Source organism: Streptomyces sp. NPDC104226, assembly GCF_055584085.1.
The window spans coordinates 204,687-218,956 of the sequence record NZ_JBVJMS010000004.1 but is presented as its reverse complement, the minus strand read 5'-3'; the positions used below and the strand labels follow the sequence as shown (position 1 = coordinate 218,956).

Here is a 14,270-nt window from a genome sequence, read left to right as displayed (position 1 = left end):
GGGCAGGTAAACGAGTGAGTAACAGAGCGAGAGACATCCGTCTCACGTAGTGGTCCTCGTCCGGGAGGTGCGGTGTGACGCCGTAATGTGTGTGGGGTGACCGTGAACGCTGAAACCCAAGCCCCCGCCGCCAAGGCGACCTGGCGGGACCTTCCCGCGGCGCAGCAGCCTTCGTACCCCGATGCCGAGGCCCTGCGCGCTGTCGTCGCGGACCTCGAGTCGTATCCTCCCCTCGTTTTCGCGGGCGAATGCGACCAGCTGCGCGCCCGCCTGGGAGCCGTCGCCAAGGGCGAGGCGTTCCTGCTGCAGGGTGGCGACTGCGCCGAGGCCTTCGATGCCGTCTCCGCCGACCACATCCGCGCCAAGCTGAAGACGCTGCTCCAGATGAGCGCCGTCCTGACGTACGCGGCCTCCGTGCCCGTCGTCAAGGTCGGCCGCATCGCGGGCCAGTACTCCAAGCCGCGCTCCAAGGACACCGAGACCCGCGACGGCATCACCCTGCCGACGTACCGCGGCGACTCCGTGAACGGCTTCGCCTTCAACGAGGCGTCCCGCGTCCCGGACCCCGAGCGTCTCAAGCGCATGTACCACGCGTCGGCCTCCACGCTGAACCTGGTGCGCGCCTTCACCACCGGCGGTTACGCCGACCTGCGCCAGGTGCACGCCTGGAACCAGGACTTCGTGAAGAACTCCCCCTCCGGGCAGCGCTACGAGCAGCTCGCGCGGGAGATCGACAACGCCTTGAACTTCATGAAGGCCTGTGGCACCGACCCGGCGGAGTTCAAGGCCGTCGAGTTCTACTCCTCCCACGAGGCGCTGCTCCTCGACTACGAGGGCGCCCTCACCCGTACGGACTCCCGCACCGGCCGGCTGTACGACACCTCGGGCCACATGGTCTGGATCGGTGAGCGCACCCGCCAGCTGGACCACGCGCACATCGAGTTCTGCTCGCAGATCGCCAACCCGATCGGCATCAAGCTCGGCCCCACCACCACGGTGGACGAGGCGCTCACCTACATCGACCGCCTCGACCCCGAGCGCGAGCCGGGCCGCCTGACCTTCGTCGTCCGCATGGGCGCCGACAAGGTCCGCGACAAGCTTCCCGAGCTCGTCGAGAAGGTCACCGCCTCCGGCGCGACCGTCGCCTGGGTCACCGACCCGATGCACGGCAACACCTTCGAGGCGGCCTCCGGCCACAAGACGCGTCGTTTCGACGACGTGCTCGACGAGGTCAAGGGCTTCTTCGAGGTCCACAAGGGCCTCGGCACCCACCCGGGCGGCATCCACGTCGAGCTCACCGGTGACGACGTCACCGAGTGCGTGGGCGGCGGCGACGAGATCTTCGTCGACGACCTGCACCAGCGCTACGAGACGGCCTGCGACCCGCGCCTCAACCGGAGCCAGTCCCTGGACCTGGCCTTCCTCGTCGCCGAGATGTACCGCGACCAGTAGGACCCGGCCCGGCGCAGTGTGAGCACCTCGTGACGATGGGGCGCGGATCGAATGTGATCCGCGCCCCATCGTCGTTCCCGGCTCTTTTAGGGAACCCTAAGTTTGGGTATGGTTAGGTAAGCCTCACCGAATAGGGGATGGCTGGCCGAACCATTCCTTCCCGGGAGGTGAACCGCGTGTACGTCTGCTCTTGTTTCGGGGTCACCGACAAGCAGGTCAAAGACCACGCGGAGGCCGGAGCCTGCACGCCCCGCCAGATCGCCTCGGCCACGAAGGCCGGCACCGACTGCGGTTCCTGCGTGCGGACCATCCAGGGTCTCCTCGGCCGCGGGGCCTGCCCGCGCCGTGAACTGCTGGAGAAGGGCGAAGCCGCCGCCGTGCTCGCCGCCGACCCGCTGGTACCGGCACTGGTGTCGACCGGTCCGGAGCTCGCCGAAGCGGCGTAAGGCCTACTCGGCTGCTAGCTCGGCTGCTCGATGAGCTGCGCGATGTAGAGCGCCTCGCCGATGGACTCGATGAGCTCCAGCTGGGTGTCGAGGTAGTCGATGTGGTGCTCCTCGTCTTCCAGGATCTCCTCGAAGAGCCGCGCCGAGGTGACGTCGCCCTTGCCGCGCATGACCTCGATGCCGCGCTTCAGGCGGTCGATCGCCTCGACCTCGACCTGCCGGTCGGCCTGGAACATCTCCGTGAGCGTCTGGCCCACGCGGACGTGGAAGAGGCGCTGGTAGTTCGGCAGACCGTCGAGCATCAGGATGCGCTCGGTGATCTTGTCCGCGTGCTTCATCTCATCGATGGACTCTTCACGCGTGTACTTGGCGAGCTTCGTCCAGCCCTTGTTGTCCTGGATCCGGTAGTGGAGCCAGTACTGGTTGATGGCCGTAAGTTCGCCGGTCAGCTGCTCGTTGAGAAACTCGAGGACCTCGGGGTCGCCCTGCATCGCAGAGGCTCCTTCCAAGCAATGTCAGCAATGTGACGGGGCAGGTGCGCGCATCCTTGCACCGCCACAGGAGGCCGTCCAGTAAGTGCCTCCTTAGTGGGAGTTGCCGTGACTTGCCCGAATCCGGGCGAAGCTGGTCATGACCACCCCGCCAAGTCTGTCACCATGGAGACATGGGTCAGCCGGAAAGCCGGGAATCTCCGGGATCAGAACAACTGGAGCTTCCCCCGGGGCAGAGGCTGCAGCGCGGCTGGCCGGTCACCCACTACGGGCCGGTACCCAAGTTCAAGCCGGAGCGCTGGGAGTTCCGCGTCTTCGGCGCCACGGCCGACGGTGAGAAGCGCTGCTGGAACCACGAGGAGTTCGCGGCCCTGCCGTTCGACTCCGTCGAGGCGGACCTGCACTGCGTGACCAAGTTCAGCATGCCCGGTGCCGAATGGGGCGGCGTGCTCGCCCGCCGGATCCTCGACCTCGCTCCGCCGTCCCCGCAGGTCACGCACGTGATGGTGTGGGCCGAGTACGGCTTCAGCTCCAACCTGCGCCTCGCGGACTTCGCCTCCGAGCGGACCGTCTTCGCCACCCACCAGGGCGGTGAACTGCTCACCGCCGAGCACGGTTTCCCGCTCCGGCTGGTCGTGCCCCACCTCTACGCGTGGAAGGGCCCCAAGTGGGTCCGCGGCATCGAGTACATGACCGCCGACCGCCGCGGCTTCTGGGAGGAGCGCGGCTACCACAACATCGGCGACCCCTGGCGCGAGCAGCGCTACTCGTACCAGGAGGAGCCGGGGGACGGCCCCGAGCTGTAGCTCATCGGTTCGGTGGCTCAATGGTGGTACTGGTGGACCACCGCGTGACCCTTTCCGCGGCCGATCATCCACTTGTTGACGGGTGTCGTGACGACGAAGGCCACCGCGAACGCGATCGCGAGCGCCGTCCAGAACAGTGCGTCCGACAGCATCGCGTCCATGGCTCCGGGCCAGAGCAGGATCACCCCGTTGTCGATCACCTCCATGACGGCGATGGACAGGGTGTCCGCCGCCAACGCCACCCGGACGGCCGTACGGAAGTCCAGGCCGGCGGCGCGGACCCCCCGCAGGGTGAGCGCGTAGCCGAAGAAGAACGCGAGGGCGATCGCGAGGACCATCGTCGGCGCGTTCCCCCAGCCCAGCGCCGTCCCGATGACCATGCCGAGCACCTCGCCGATGGCGCACCCGGTGAGGCAGTGCAGCGTGGCCTGCGCGGCGGCGGCCCAGGTGACCTTGCCGCCGGGGGTGGCGTGGTGGTGGGCGTGAGGGTGGTGCTCGTGCTCGTGGCCGTGGTTTTCGTGTTCGTGGCCGTGCTGCTCGTGCTCGTGACCGTGACCGCGGTGTTCGTGACCGTGGTGTTCGTGCTGCTGCTCGTGCGCGTGCTCCATGACAACCCCCTGGCGAGGAACGCCGGATAGCGGCTCCGTCGGTCGATATGACAGAACCGTATACCCCCCCGGGGTATTCCTCAACGGGTCTCGTGACCCGTGGGCGATCAGCCGAGCCCGCGCAGCTCCTTCAGCAGCGCCACGTCCTCCGCGTGCCCTTCCTTGCCGCCCGGCGTCTCGATGACCAGCGGTACGCCCTCCATCGCCGGATGCGTGAACAGCTCGGCGAAGGCGTCCCGGCCGATGTGCCCCTGGCCGATCTGCGCGTGCCGGTCCTTGTGGGCGCCCACGCCCTCCTTGGAGTCGTTGGCGTGCACCAGCTTCAGCCGGCCCTCGCCCACCGTGTCCACCAGCAGGTCCAGCGTCTGCTTCGTCCCGCCCGGCTCCGCCAGATCGTGCCCGGCCGCGAAGATGTGGCAGGTGTCGAGGCAGACCCCGAGCATCGGATGCCGGTCGAGGGCCTCGAAGTACGGGCCGAACTCCTCGGCGGTCGAGCACAGCGAGGAGCCCTGCCCGGCCGTGGACTCCAGCAGCAGGAAGGGGTCGTCGTCATGCGTCAGCTCGTCCAGCAGCGGCAGCATGTGCTCCCTGACCTGCGCGTACGCCGCTTCGCGCGGCCGGCCCCCGGTCGCCGAGCCGGTGTGCACGACCACCCCGAGCGCGCCGATCGCGCGGGCCCGGCGCAGCGAGTGCCGCAGCGATTCCACGGACTTCTCGACGGTGGCCTCGGTGTGCGAGCCGAAGTTGATCAGGTACGGGGCGTGGACGTAGGCCGGGATCCCCTCGGCCGCACAGGCCGCGCGGAACAGCTCGTCCTGGGCGGGATTGCCGGCCGGGGTGGCCCAGCCGCGCGGATTGGCGACGAAGACCTGGACGGCCTCGGCGCCCATCTCGCGGGCGTACGCCAGCCCGACCGAGGCCAGCCCGCCCGCGACGGGCACGTGCCCGCCGACGGGATTGCGGTGTGTGGAGTTGTCGTTCATGGCGTGCGGTTACAGCCCCTTGGTCCTGATGGTGATCGTGCTGCCCTCGGCGGCGTTCTGGCCCGCGGGGACCGACTGGGAGTCGACGGTGTTGCTGAAGGAGAGGAAGGGCTTGTCGACCTTGACCTTGAAGCCCAGCCCCTCCAGGGTCTTGCGGGCCGCGTCGGCCTCCTGGCCGGTGACGTCCGGGACCGAGATCTGGCGGGGCCCCTTGGACACGGTGAGGGTGACGGTGTCGCCCGCGGCGGCCTGGCTGCCGGCGCCGATCGACTGGTTGGCGACCGTACCGGCGGGGGAGGGGGAATTGACCTCCTCCGGTGCCGTCTCCACCTTCAGGCCGAGGCCCTCCAGGGTGGAACGGGCCTGGTCGAGGGGGGTTCCGGTGACGCGCGGGACCGCCACCGGGCGCCCCTTGCTGACCACCATCGCGACCAGGGTGTCGAGGGCCCGCTTCTGGCCGCCCGTCGGATCCGTGCTGATCACCGAGCCCTGTGCGACGTCCTGGCTGAAGGCCTGCGTGACGGCCCCCGGCGTCAGGCCGACCGAGGTCAGCTCGGCCTTCGCGGCCTCCAGGGGCTTGCCCTTGAGGTCGGGTACGACGACGACCTCGGGCCCGCGCGAGATGGTGAGGGTCACCGCGCCGTTGCCGCGGATGCGCTTGCCGCCGGCGGGGTCGGTGTTCATCACGGTCCCCTTGTCGAAGGCCGCGCTGAACTTCCGGTCGACCCGCTTCACCCCGAGCCCGGCCGCCGACAGCTGGGACTTGGCCTCAGCCTCGGTCTTGCCGAGGAGGTTCGGCACCTTGGTGAACTGGCCGGAGCTGATGTACCAGACCCCCGTGCCGAGGCCGAGGAAGAGCAGGACGCCGAGGACGACGAGCACCGCACCGGGCCGCCGGACCCGGGAGGCGGGCGCCGGGGGCAGGGGCGGAGCCGCGAGCCGCGAGGTGTGGGACACCGGCTCGGAGTGCGAAGCGTGCGGGGTGTGCGAAGCATGCGGGGTGTGCGCGGCGTGGGTGGCGTGCGTGGTCACCGGGCGGGGGATCACGCTGGTCCGGTCCTCGGCGGCGGTCCGCTCCGCGGCCCGGGCCTGCGGCGGTACGGCGTCCAGCTCGGAGTCGGAGAGCTGGGCCCGCGCCCCTATGGCCAGCCCGAGGAGGGCGGCGGCGTCGTAGGGACGCAGGTCGGGGTGGCGCGCGGTGGCCTGGGCGACGAGCTCGTCGAGCGCGACGGGCAGCCCGGGGACGGTGGCCGACGGGGGCGGGACGTCCTCGTTGAGGTGCTGGTAGATCACCTGGGCCGGGTTGTCGCCGGTGTGCGGCTTGGAGCCGGTGAGCATCTCGTAGAACACGACGCCGCAGGCGTAGACGTCCACGCGGGTGTCGGTGACGCCGTTCTCGATCTGCTCGGGGGCGAGGTAGGAGACGGTGCCGAGGACGGACCCGGTGGTGTTCGTGACGGAGTCCACGGACCGGACCAGCCCGAAGTCGGCCACCTTGACCCGGCCGTCGTCGCCGATCAGCACGTTCTCGGGCTTCATGTCCCGGTGCACGAATCCGGCGCGGTGCGCGGCGCCGAGGGCAGCGAGCACCGGTTCGAGGATGTCGAGGGCCGCGCGGGGCTGGAGCGCACCGCGCTCGCGCAGCACGTCGCGCAGCGTGCAGCCGGACACGTACTCCATGGCGAGGTACGTGTACGGCCCGTGCGTGCCCTGGTCGAAGACGGCCACGACGTTCGGGTGCGCGAGCCGGGCCACGGACTTCGCCTCCCGGATGAACCGGTCGACGAAGCCGGGATCGGCGGCGAGGGCCGGGTGCATCACCTTCAGCGCGAGGACCCGGTCCAGCCGGGTGTCGACGGCCCGGTAGACCGTGGCCATCCCGCCGGCCGCGATACGGGCGTCCACGCGGTACCGGCCGTCGAGCGTCTGCCCGACGAGGGGGTCATCCAGGGTCGTATCCACCCGGAGATTCTACGAGGGCCGCATCGGCCCCCGTCCCGGACGGCCGGGGTTGCAGCGGAGCTGTGACGTGGGGCGGTACGGGTTCCCGCGGGTGCGGGGCCCTCGCCCCCTCGCGCTCCACCCCGCCCTGGCGGCTGCCCACCCGCCACATCGGCACGGGGCGGACGGGCCTGGCAGCGATGTGCGCGGCGGAACACGGAATGCGCGGCGCTTTCCGGGCCGGAATCAGGCAGGGATGGGGTTTTCCCGTCAGTCTCATCGTCCTTCCGGGCCGGGCCGCCCTGTCAAGGGCGCTCCCTGCGGTCGCGTCGCTACGCGATGGCCTTCGGCCACCCTTGACAGACCGACCCGACCCGGAAAAACGAAGACTGCCGGGAAAACCCCAAAGGAACGGGACGGCTCAGAGGACGAGGAGCGGCCCCGTCGGCGATGTGCGGCCACACTCCGCAAGGCCTGCCTTGAGCCCGGGCGAGCCGAAGACCCCGGGCAGCCCCGGCGCGCATCAGATCGCTACACGCACCCCACACCTCAGCGACCGACCGCAGAGTCCAAAACAGACATCCTCGCTGAGTGGTTACGCCTGCCGGCCGACCGGCTCGATGTTGCGGATCGCGGTAGTGAACTCGCGGCCCGACGCGTCGCGGATGTAGGCCGGCTCCATCCAGCGCTCGTGAACGATCGAGTCCGAGACGTTCTCGTGGATCACGGCCATCAGCTCCCCTTCAGCGCCGGATGCGATGTCGCATGCGTGGACGGATCCCCAAGGTGGTACCTGTAGTGGCCTATGTCTGGTCCCAGGGTGTCTAGAGAGGCGAAGGGGTGATCGTTCAATGACCAGCCAAGGCGGGTCCCGCCAGCCGAAGTACCAGCGGATCGCTGATGCACTGCGGGCGGCCATTCAGTCGGGTGAGTACGGCCCGGGTGACCGCCTGCCAGGTGAGAACGACCTCATGACCGCCTACGACGTCGCCAGGATGACCGCACGTCAGGCCCTCGGCGTGCTCCAGAACGAGGGCCTCACCGAGGCGCGCAAGGGCGCCGGCGTCTTCGTCAGGGCGTTCAAGCCTCTGAGACGGCGTGGCATTCAGCGCCTCGCGCACGAGCAGTGGGGCTCAGGCCGCTCCATCTGGTCCGCAGACGCCGGGGACCGAGAGCTCGTCGTCGATCAGATCGAAGTGTGGGAGGACTCGGCCGACAAGCGCATCGCAGACGCCCTCGGCATTCCCACAGGGGCCCGGGTCTGGACACGCAGCCGCCGCTTCGTGCTCGAAGGAAAGCCGGTGCTCTTCGCGACATCGCACCTGCCGTCAGATGTCGTCGCCGACTCTGCGATCACCCAAGCCGATTCCGGCCCCGGTGGGACGTACGCGCGGCTGGCTGAGCTGGGGTACGAGCCCGTCCACTTCCGCGAGGAGATTCGCTGCCGGATGCCTTCGGCCGACGAGGCCGAACGTCTCTCCCTCGCGATGGGCACACCAGTCATCCAGATCATCCGCACTGCGTTCACCGGGGGTGGGCGGCCGGTCGAGGTCAATGAAATGACCCTGGACTCCGCCTCCTACGTGCTGGAGTACGACTTCGACGCCTAGACCGCAGCGGACTTGGGACTGCGGTCGGTCGCTGAGGTGTGGGATGTGTGTAGCGATCTGATGCGCGTCCGGTCTGCCCGGGGTCTTCGGCCGGCCCGGGCTCGGGGCGGGCCTTGCGGAGTGTGGCCGCGCCTCTCGGCCAGGCCCTTGCCTGCTCCTCTGACCCGCCCGTTCTTTTGGGGTTTTTCGGCTGCCTTCGTTTTTCCGTGGCGGGCCGCCCTGTCAAGGGCGGCCGAAGGCCGTCGCGTAGCGACGCGACCGCAGGGAGCGCCCTTGACAGGGCGGCCCGCCACGGAAGGACGATGAGGCTGCCGGGAAACCCCAACCCTCCCGCCGCTCCCGGTCGGCTCGGATCCCGCTTCCCCCGACCCCGGCGGGCCGGGCGGTGCGGGCCCGGTCCGGTGCCGGGTGGGCGGGTGGGCAGCCGCCGGGCAGGGGTGGAGCGCGAGGGGGGCGAAGGCCCCGCGTCCGCAGGGCCCCGTAGGCCTCAGAACGCCGGTCGTTCCGGGTCCAGGGTTGCTCGGCCCTCCGTGGGGGAGGAGGCTTCTGCAAAGCGGCGTTGGGGGATGCGGCCCGCGCGGTGGGCCAGGCGGCCTGCCGTGACCGCGTCGCGCATGGCCGCGGCCATCAGGACGGGGAGCTGGGCTCGGGTCACCGCCGAGGCGAGCATGACCGCCGTGCAGCCCAGTTCCATGGCCAGGGCCACGTCCGAGGCCGTTCCGGCTCCCGCGTCGAGGATGACCGGGACTCCGGCCCGTTCGGTGATCAGCTCGAAGTTGTGCGGGTTGCGGATGCCCATGCCGGAGCCGATGGGGGAGCCGAGCGGCATGATCGCCGCGCAGCCCACGTCCTCCAGTTTGCGGGCGAGGACCGGGTCGTCGTTCGTGTACGGGAGGACCGTGAAGCCCTCGTCGACCAGGGTTTCGGCGGCGTCGAGCAGTTCGACGCCGTCCGGGAGGAGGGTGCGTTCGTCCGCGACGACCTCCAGTTTGATCCAGTCCGTGCCGAGGGCCTCCCGGGCGAGGCGCGCCGTCAGGACGGCTTCGCCCGCCGTGAAGCAGCCCGCGGTGTTGGGGAGGACCGCGATGCCGAGGCGGTTCAGGACGGACAGGACCGAGCCCTGCACCGTCGGGTCGAGGCGCCGCATCGCGACAGTGGTGAGTTCCGTGCCGGACGCGACCAGGGCGCGTTCCAGGATGTCCAGGCTCGGCGCCCCGCCGGTGCCCATGATCAGGCGCGAGGAGAAGGTCCGGCCGGCGAGGGTGAAGAGGTCGTCCGCCATCTGATCAGCCTCCCTGGACTGCGGTGAGGACCTCGACGCGGTCGCCGTCGGTCACGGAGGTGTACGGCCACTGGCCGCGCGGCACCACGGTCTCGTTGAGGGCGGCCGCGACCCCCTTGGTGGCTTCGGTGAGGGTGGCGACCACCGTGGCGAGCACGGCCCCGTCCGCGATCTCGCGCGGCTCGCCGTTGACGGAGACGGAGATGGTCATGCGAATGACTCCTGTCGCGTGAGGGAGGGGGCGGGGGAGGGCGTGGCGGCGAAGCGGCGTGGGGTGAAGGGGTGGGCGATCTCCGGGAGTTCGCCGGTGGTCAGCAGGTCCGCCATCACGTCCCCGGTGAGCGGCGTCAGCAGGACCCCGTTGCGGTAGTGGCCGGTGGCCAGGTGGAGGCCGGGGAGTTCGGTCGGGCCGAGGAGGGGGGCGTTGTCCGGCGATCCAGGGCGCAGCCCGGCCCGGGTCTCCACCAGGGGGAGCTCGGTGATTCCGGGTACCAGTTCGTGGGCGTCGCGGAGGAGTTCGTAGACCCCGCCCGCGGTGACGGTGGTGTCCCAGCCGAGTTCCTCGCTGGTGGCGCCGACGACGAGCTCGCCGTTCTCGCGGGGGACCAGGTAGACGTGGCTGCCGCGCACCACGGCCCGTACGGTCCGGGACAGGAACGGGGCGTACGAGGGGGGCACCGCGAGGCGCAGCACCTGCCCCTTCACCGGCCGTACGGGGGCCACGGCCTCGGGCGGTACTCCGTCCAGCCGGCCGCTGAGCGAGCCCGCCGCCAGCACCACCTGGTCGGCGCGCAGTTCCGTACCGCCGTCGTCGTCGAGGACCGCGCCGCAGGCCCGGTCGGCGGAGGTCAGCAGGCGCGCGGCCCCGGCGCGGTGCAGGGCGACGCCGGACCGTTCGCAGGCGGCCAGCAGGGCGGCCGCGAGGCGGCGGGGATCGACCTGGTGGTCGCCGTCCACGCGCAGGCCGCCGCGTACGCCCGGGGCCAGCATCGGTTCCAGGCGGCGGCACTCGCGGCCGGTCAGCCAGTCGGACTCCAGGCCGCAGCGGCGCTGGAGGGCGTGCAGCTCGCGCAGGTGCAGCCGGTCGTCGGCGTCGAGGGCGACGGCGAGGGTGCCGCAGGCGCGGTAGCCGATGTCCATGCCGCCGCTGGCTTCGGCGAGCTCCGCGGCGAACTCGGGGTAGCGGGCGGCGGAGGCGAGGTTGAGCCCGAGCAGGGTCTCCTCGCCGTAGTGCAGCTCGGTGACGGCGGCCAGCATGCCGGCCGCGACCTGCGCGGCGCCGCCGCCGGGGGCCGGATCGGCCAGCGCGGTGCGCAGCCCGCGCCGGGCCGCCCGCCAGGCGGTGACCAGGCCGATGATGCCGCCCCCGATGACGAGGACGTCGTAGCCGGGACTCCGGCCGTTCCTGGATGAATGCATGGGCGTCCAGCCCCTCCCTTCGCCGGCATGACCCGGATCAGGTTCGTACGGTCGGAGGCCGGCCAGCCTCCCTCTCAGCCCGGTGCGCCCGGACTCCCGCGATAGGTTCGGTGCCAGAGTAACGCCGAGGCCGACGGCCGGTAAGGCTGCCTCCCCGGTGGCGGGCGTGCGGGCCGGATCCCGGCCGGGTCGCGCTTGGATCCTGCTCGGATCCCGCTTGGGTCCTGCTTGGATTCCGCTTGGATCGTTGACGGGTCCGGTCGGGTCGCCATCCGGTATTCCTGACGGACCGTCAGTTGATTAGGGTGGGCCGCGTGAGCGAGCAGACGGAACAGCAGACGCAGCAGCAGGCGCGGCAGGCGGAAGGGGCTCGGCGCGGCGTGGTGATCGTCGGCGCCGGGATGGCCGGGGTCCAGACCGCGGTCGCCCTCCGGGAACAGGGCTGGACCGGCCCCGTCACCCTGCTGGGGGCCGAACCCCACCAGCCCTACGACCGGCCCCCGCTGTCCAAGGCGGTGCTCCTCGGAAAGGCGGAGGACTCGGCCTTCGACGTCGACTTCGAGGAGCTCGGCATCGAACTCCGGCTCGGGGTCGAGGTCACCGGACTGCGGCCCGGCGACCGCGAGGTGGACACCGAGGCCGGGCCGGTCCCGTACGAGGTCCTCGTGCTGGCGACCGGGGCCCTCCCGCTCACCCTGCCCGGCGCGGACGGCGTCCCCGGGGTGCACCTGCTGCGCACCCTGGACGACGCGGCCCGGCTGCGGCCCGTCCTGGCGGCCGGTGCGGCGGTGGTCGTGGTCGGGGCCGGCTGGATCGGCGCGGAGTTCGCCACGGCCGCCCGCGAGGCGGGCTGCGCCGTGACCGTGGTCGAGGCGGCCGACCGGGTGCTGGCGGGCGCGCTGCCCGCGGAGGTGGCCGAGCCGATGGGGCGGTGGTACGCCGAGGCGGGCGCCGAGCTGCTCACCGGCGCGAGGGTGGCGTCCGTGGAGCCGGGCCGGGTCCTGCTGGCCGACGGGCGGGAGCTGCCGGCCGGAGCGGTGGTGGTGGGCATCGGCGCCCGGCCGGCCACCGGATGGCTGGCCGGGTCCGGCGTGGAACTGGGCCCGGACGGAGCGGTCACCGCCGACGAGCGGCTGCGCACCTCGGTACCCGGGGTGTACGCCGTGGGGGACTGCGCCTCGTTCCCGTCGAGCCGCTACGGGGCCCGGCTGCTGGTGCACCACTGGGACAACGCGCTGCAGGGGCCGCGGGTGGTGGCGGCGGACATCGTCGCCGGGGATTCCGCGGACCTGGGGGACTCCGTGGGGCAGGTCTACGACCCGGTCCCGTACTTCTGGTCCGAGCAGTTCGGCCGCTTCGTGCAGTACGCGGGCCATCACGGCGGCGCGGACGCGATGCTGTGGCGCGGTGACCCGGGGGCGGACACCTGGTCGGTGTGCTGGCTGCGGGAGGGGCGGCTGGTCGCGGTCCTCGCGGTGGGCCGCCCGCGGGACCTGGCCCAGGGGCGGCGGCTCATCGAGTCGGGCGTGCTGGTGGACCCGGCGAAGGTCGCGGACCCGGCGACCGCGCTGAAGTCGACGACCGCCTGACCCGGCGGGACGCGGGCCCCGGGCCAGGGCCCGGGCCCACGGGCGAAGTCCCCCACCCACCCTTCGCCCGTTCCCCGGGCTGCGCCCGGACCCACCTCCGGGCTGCGCCCGAACCCGCCCCCGCGCCCTCGGGCTGGGCCCGCAGCCGCCCCCGGGCTGTGCCTGGACCTGCCCTCGTGATGCGCCCGGACCCGCCCCCGCGCCCCTCGGGCTGTGCCCGGACCCGTCCCCGGGCTACCCCCGCACCCGCCCCCGGGCTGCGCCCGGACGCGGTCTCCCGCCCCGGGGTCGGAGACCGGCTGGCCCGGATCCGCAGCGTTCGGGGTCCGCTCGGCCCGTCTTCGGCCCCGTGCGGCGGGGCCCCCGGGCCCCGGACGGGGTCGCTCGGGTACCGGCGGGCAGTCCGAGATGGCAGGCTTGTGCTCGTGACCGAGATTGACGCAAAGATCGATGCCCTTGTTCCCGCCTGGCTGTACCTCCCCGACATCGCGGAGATGCTCGACATCGAAGTGACCAAGGTTCGCCAGCTGGTCAAGGAGGGGCAGCTGCTCGCGGTGCGCCGCGGCGAGAACCGCTCCCTCCAGGTCCCCGCCGCGTTCATCGACGGAGACAAGATCGTCAAGGGCCTGGTCGGCCTGCTGACCGTGCTCCGCGACGACCGCTTCACCGACGCGGAGATCCTGGAGTGGCTCTTCACCGCCGACGAGACCCTGCCCGGCACCCCCGTGCAGGCGCTGAGCGAGAATCGCGGCACGGAGGTGAAGCGCCGCGCTCAGGCGCTCGCCATCTGACCTGACTTCAACGCGGCAACAGCAAGAGCAGCAAGAGCAACACAGCAAGCCCAAGTGCCAGCGCGGTGTGCGGACCCGGTCGGGGACCGCGCACCGCGTACGTACGTACGACACACCACCCGGGGGTTCCCATGTCCGCCATCGCCGCCCAGCTGTCCGATGCCCGGCTCTACCTGTGCACGGACGCCCGCAAGCGGCAGGGCGACCTCCCCGAGTTCCTGGATGCCGTCCTCGCCGGCGGCGTCGACATCGTCCAGCTCCGCGACAAGGGCATGGAGGCGGGCGAGGAGCTGGAGCACCTCCAGGTCTTCGCCGAAGCGGCCCGCCGCCACGGCAAGCTGCTCGCCGTCAACGACCGGGCCGACGTCGCGCACGCCATCGGCTCGGACGTGCTGCACCTCGGGCAGGGCGACATCCCGGTGCCCGCCGCCCGCGCGATCCTGGGCCAGGGGGTCCTGATCGGCCGCTCCTGCCACTCCGAGGCGGAGGTCGACGCGGCCGCGGCCGAGCCCGGCGTGGACTACTTCTGCACCGGCCCCTGCTGGCCCACGCCCACCAAGCCCGGCCGGTTCGCCCCCGGCCTCGGCCTCGTCCGGCACGCGGCCTCCCTCGCCCAGGACCGGCCCTGGTTCGCCATCGGCGGGATCGACGCGGGGAACCTGGACGAGGTACTGGACGCCGGCGCCTCCCGCGTCGTGGTCGTACGGGCCCTCACCGAGGCCTCCGACCCCGGCGCCGCCGCCGCTGACCTCGCCAAGCGGGTCCGCGCGCGGCTCGGCTAGCGGGCCCCGGGCGGCCCGGGCCGCCCGCTCCGCGCGGATCCGCGCCGACCCGGCGTCTCATTTCCGCGTC

Annotated in this window: 15 protein-coding genes and 1 riboswitch; of the genes, 7 read left to right on the top strand and 8 right to left on the bottom strand. The window is 71.7% G+C overall.

Annotated elements, in window-relative coordinates; genetic code table 11:
- The first annotated feature begins 87 nt into the window (after nucleotides 1-87).
- The gene (locus tag ACZ60J_RS14460; protein WP_469681866.1) at nucleotides 88-1,452 is read left to right on the top strand and encodes a class II 3-deoxy-7-phosphoheptulonate synthase; all 1,365 of its coding nucleotides are present in this window, start codon (nucleotides 88-90) and stop codon (nucleotides 1,450-1,452) included.
- Between the two features lie 167 nt (nucleotides 1,453-1,619).
- Nucleotides 1,620-1,898, top strand: coding sequence for a (2Fe-2S)-binding protein (locus ACZ60J_RS14455; RefSeq protein ID WP_469681865.1), 279 nt, complete (start codon nucleotides 1,620-1,622; stop codon nucleotides 1,896-1,898).
- A 14-nt stretch (nucleotides 1,899-1,912) separates the two neighbouring features.
- Here the strand turns inward: ACZ60J_RS14455 and bfr are convergent, their stop codons facing one another.
- Nucleotides 1,913-2,389 carry a bacterioferritin gene (gene bfr, locus ACZ60J_RS14450; protein WP_112446344.1) on the bottom strand — a complete coding sequence of 159 codons (477 nt, stop codon included), beginning with the start codon at nucleotides 2,387-2,389 and terminating at the stop codon, nucleotides 1,913-1,915.
- A 173-nt stretch (nucleotides 2,390-2,562) separates the two neighbouring features.
- Between bfr and ACZ60J_RS14445 the strand changes: the two genes are divergently transcribed.
- Nucleotides 2,563-3,195 carry a sulfite oxidase-like oxidoreductase gene (locus tag ACZ60J_RS14445; protein ID WP_469681863.1) on the top strand — a complete coding sequence of 211 codons (633 nt, stop codon included), beginning with the start codon at nucleotides 2,563-2,565 and terminating at the stop codon, nucleotides 3,193-3,195.
- Nucleotides 3,196-3,212: 17 nt separating this feature from the next.
- Here the strand turns inward: ACZ60J_RS14445 and ACZ60J_RS14440 are convergent, their stop codons facing one another.
- From ACZ60J_RS14440 to ACZ60J_RS14425, 4 genes are all read right to left on the bottom strand, one after another.
- The gene (locus ACZ60J_RS14440) at nucleotides 3,213-3,803 is read right to left on the bottom strand and encodes a DUF4396 domain-containing protein (RefSeq protein WP_469681861.1); all 591 of its coding nucleotides are present in this window, start codon (nucleotides 3,801-3,803) and stop codon (nucleotides 3,213-3,215) included.
- A gap of 107 nt (nucleotides 3,804-3,910) precedes the next feature.
- Complete coding sequence (locus ACZ60J_RS14435; RefSeq protein WP_469681859.1) at nucleotides 3,911-4,786, bottom strand: deoxyribonuclease IV; 876 nt, start codon at nucleotides 4,784-4,786, stop codon at nucleotides 3,911-3,913.
- 9 nt (nucleotides 4,787-4,795) lie between these two features.
- Entirely contained in the window at nucleotides 4,796-6,748 is a 1,953-nt protein-coding gene (gene pknB / locus ACZ60J_RS14430) for a Stk1 family PASTA domain-containing Ser/Thr kinase (protein WP_469681857.1), read from the bottom strand.
- 574 nt (nucleotides 6,749-7,322) lie between these two features.
- Complete coding sequence (locus ACZ60J_RS14425; RefSeq protein WP_469682466.1) at nucleotides 7,323-7,460, bottom strand: hypothetical protein; 138 nt, start codon at nucleotides 7,458-7,460, stop codon at nucleotides 7,323-7,325.
- Between the two features lie 118 nt (nucleotides 7,461-7,578).
- On the opposite strand from ACZ60J_RS14425, the gene ACZ60J_RS14420 reads away from it, so the two are divergent.
- Nucleotides 7,579-8,337, top strand: coding sequence for a GntR family transcriptional regulator (locus ACZ60J_RS14420; protein ID WP_469681856.1), 759 nt, complete (start codon nucleotides 7,579-7,581; stop codon nucleotides 8,335-8,337).
- A 487-nt stretch (nucleotides 8,338-8,824) separates the two neighbouring features.
- Here ACZ60J_RS14420 and ACZ60J_RS14415 read toward each other — a convergent pair whose 3' ends face one another.
- The 3 genes from ACZ60J_RS14415 to thiO form a co-directional block, all read right to left on the bottom strand.
- On the bottom strand, nucleotides 8,825-9,619 hold the full coding sequence (locus ACZ60J_RS14415; protein ID WP_469681854.1) for a thiazole synthase: 795 nt from the start codon (nucleotides 9,617-9,619) through the stop codon (nucleotides 8,825-8,827).
- Nucleotides 9,620-9,623: 4 nt separating this feature from the next.
- On the bottom strand, nucleotides 9,624-9,824 hold the full coding sequence (gene thiS / locus ACZ60J_RS14410) for a sulfur carrier protein ThiS (RefSeq protein ID WP_469682426.1): 201 nt from the start codon (nucleotides 9,822-9,824) through the stop codon (nucleotides 9,624-9,626).
- 2 nt (nucleotides 9,825-9,826) lie between these two features.
- Nucleotides 9,827-11,038 carry a glycine oxidase ThiO gene (gene thiO / locus ACZ60J_RS14405; protein WP_469681852.1) on the bottom strand — a complete coding sequence of 404 codons (1,212 nt, stop codon included), beginning with the start codon at nucleotides 11,036-11,038 and terminating at the stop codon, nucleotides 9,827-9,829.
- A riboswitch (TPP riboswitch) is annotated at nucleotides 11,036-11,148 on the bottom strand. It overlaps the preceding gene by 3 nt.
- Nucleotides 11,149-11,352: 204 nt before the next feature.
- Here thiO and ACZ60J_RS14400 point away from each other — a divergent pair.
- From ACZ60J_RS14400 to thiE, 3 genes are all read left to right on the top strand, one after another.
- Nucleotides 11,353-12,627: an NAD(P)/FAD-dependent oxidoreductase gene (locus ACZ60J_RS14400; protein WP_469681851.1), complete on the top strand. Its 1,275-nt coding sequence runs from the start codon at nucleotides 11,353-11,355 to the stop codon at nucleotides 12,625-12,627.
- Nucleotides 12,628-13,052: 425 nt separating this feature from the next.
- A complete protein-coding gene (locus ACZ60J_RS14395; RefSeq protein WP_243330105.1) occupies nucleotides 13,053-13,418 on the top strand; it encodes an Rv2175c family DNA-binding protein in 366 nt (121 codons plus the stop codon).
- A 131-nt stretch (nucleotides 13,419-13,549) separates the two neighbouring features.
- Nucleotides 13,550-14,200, top strand: coding sequence for a thiamine phosphate synthase (gene thiE / locus ACZ60J_RS14390; protein WP_469681849.1), 651 nt, complete (start codon nucleotides 13,550-13,552; stop codon nucleotides 14,198-14,200).
- Nucleotides 14,201-14,270: the final 70 nt, after the last annotated feature.

What these genes read in the sequence shown, in the direction of transcription:
- thiO (WP_469681852.1), bottom strand. Translation starts at nt 11,038, where the DNA reads ATGCATTCATCCAGGAACGGCCGGAGTCCCGGCTACGACGTCCTCGTC.
- ACZ60J_RS14415 (WP_469681854.1), bottom strand. Translation starts at nt 9,619, where the DNA reads ATGGCGGACGACCTCTTCACCCTCGCCGGCCGGACCTTCTCCTCGCGC.
- ACZ60J_RS14440 (WP_469681861.1), bottom strand. Translation starts at nt 3,803, where the DNA reads ATGGAGCACGCGCACGAGCAGCAGCACGAACACCACGGTCACGAACAC.
- thiE (WP_469681849.1), top strand. Translation starts at nt 13,550, where the DNA reads ATGTCCGCCATCGCCGCCCAGCTGTCCGATGCCCGGCTCTACCTGTGC.
- bfr (WP_112446344.1), bottom strand. Translation starts at nt 2,389, where the DNA reads ATGCAGGGCGACCCCGAGGTCCTCGAGTTTCTCAACGAGCAGCTGACC.
- ACZ60J_RS14445 (WP_469681863.1), top strand. Translation starts at nt 2,563, where the DNA reads ATGGGTCAGCCGGAAAGCCGGGAATCTCCGGGATCAGAACAACTGGAG.
- ACZ60J_RS14420 (WP_469681856.1), top strand. Translation starts at nt 7,579, where the DNA reads ATGACCAGCCAAGGCGGGTCCCGCCAGCCGAAGTACCAGCGGATCGCT.
- ACZ60J_RS14435 (WP_469681859.1), bottom strand. Translation starts at nt 4,786, where the DNA reads ATGAACGACAACTCCACACACCGCAATCCCGTCGGCGGGCACGTGCCC.
- ACZ60J_RS14425 (WP_469682466.1), bottom strand. Translation starts at nt 7,460, where the DNA reads ATGGCCGTGATCCACGAGAACGTCTCGGACTCGATCGTTCACGAGCGC.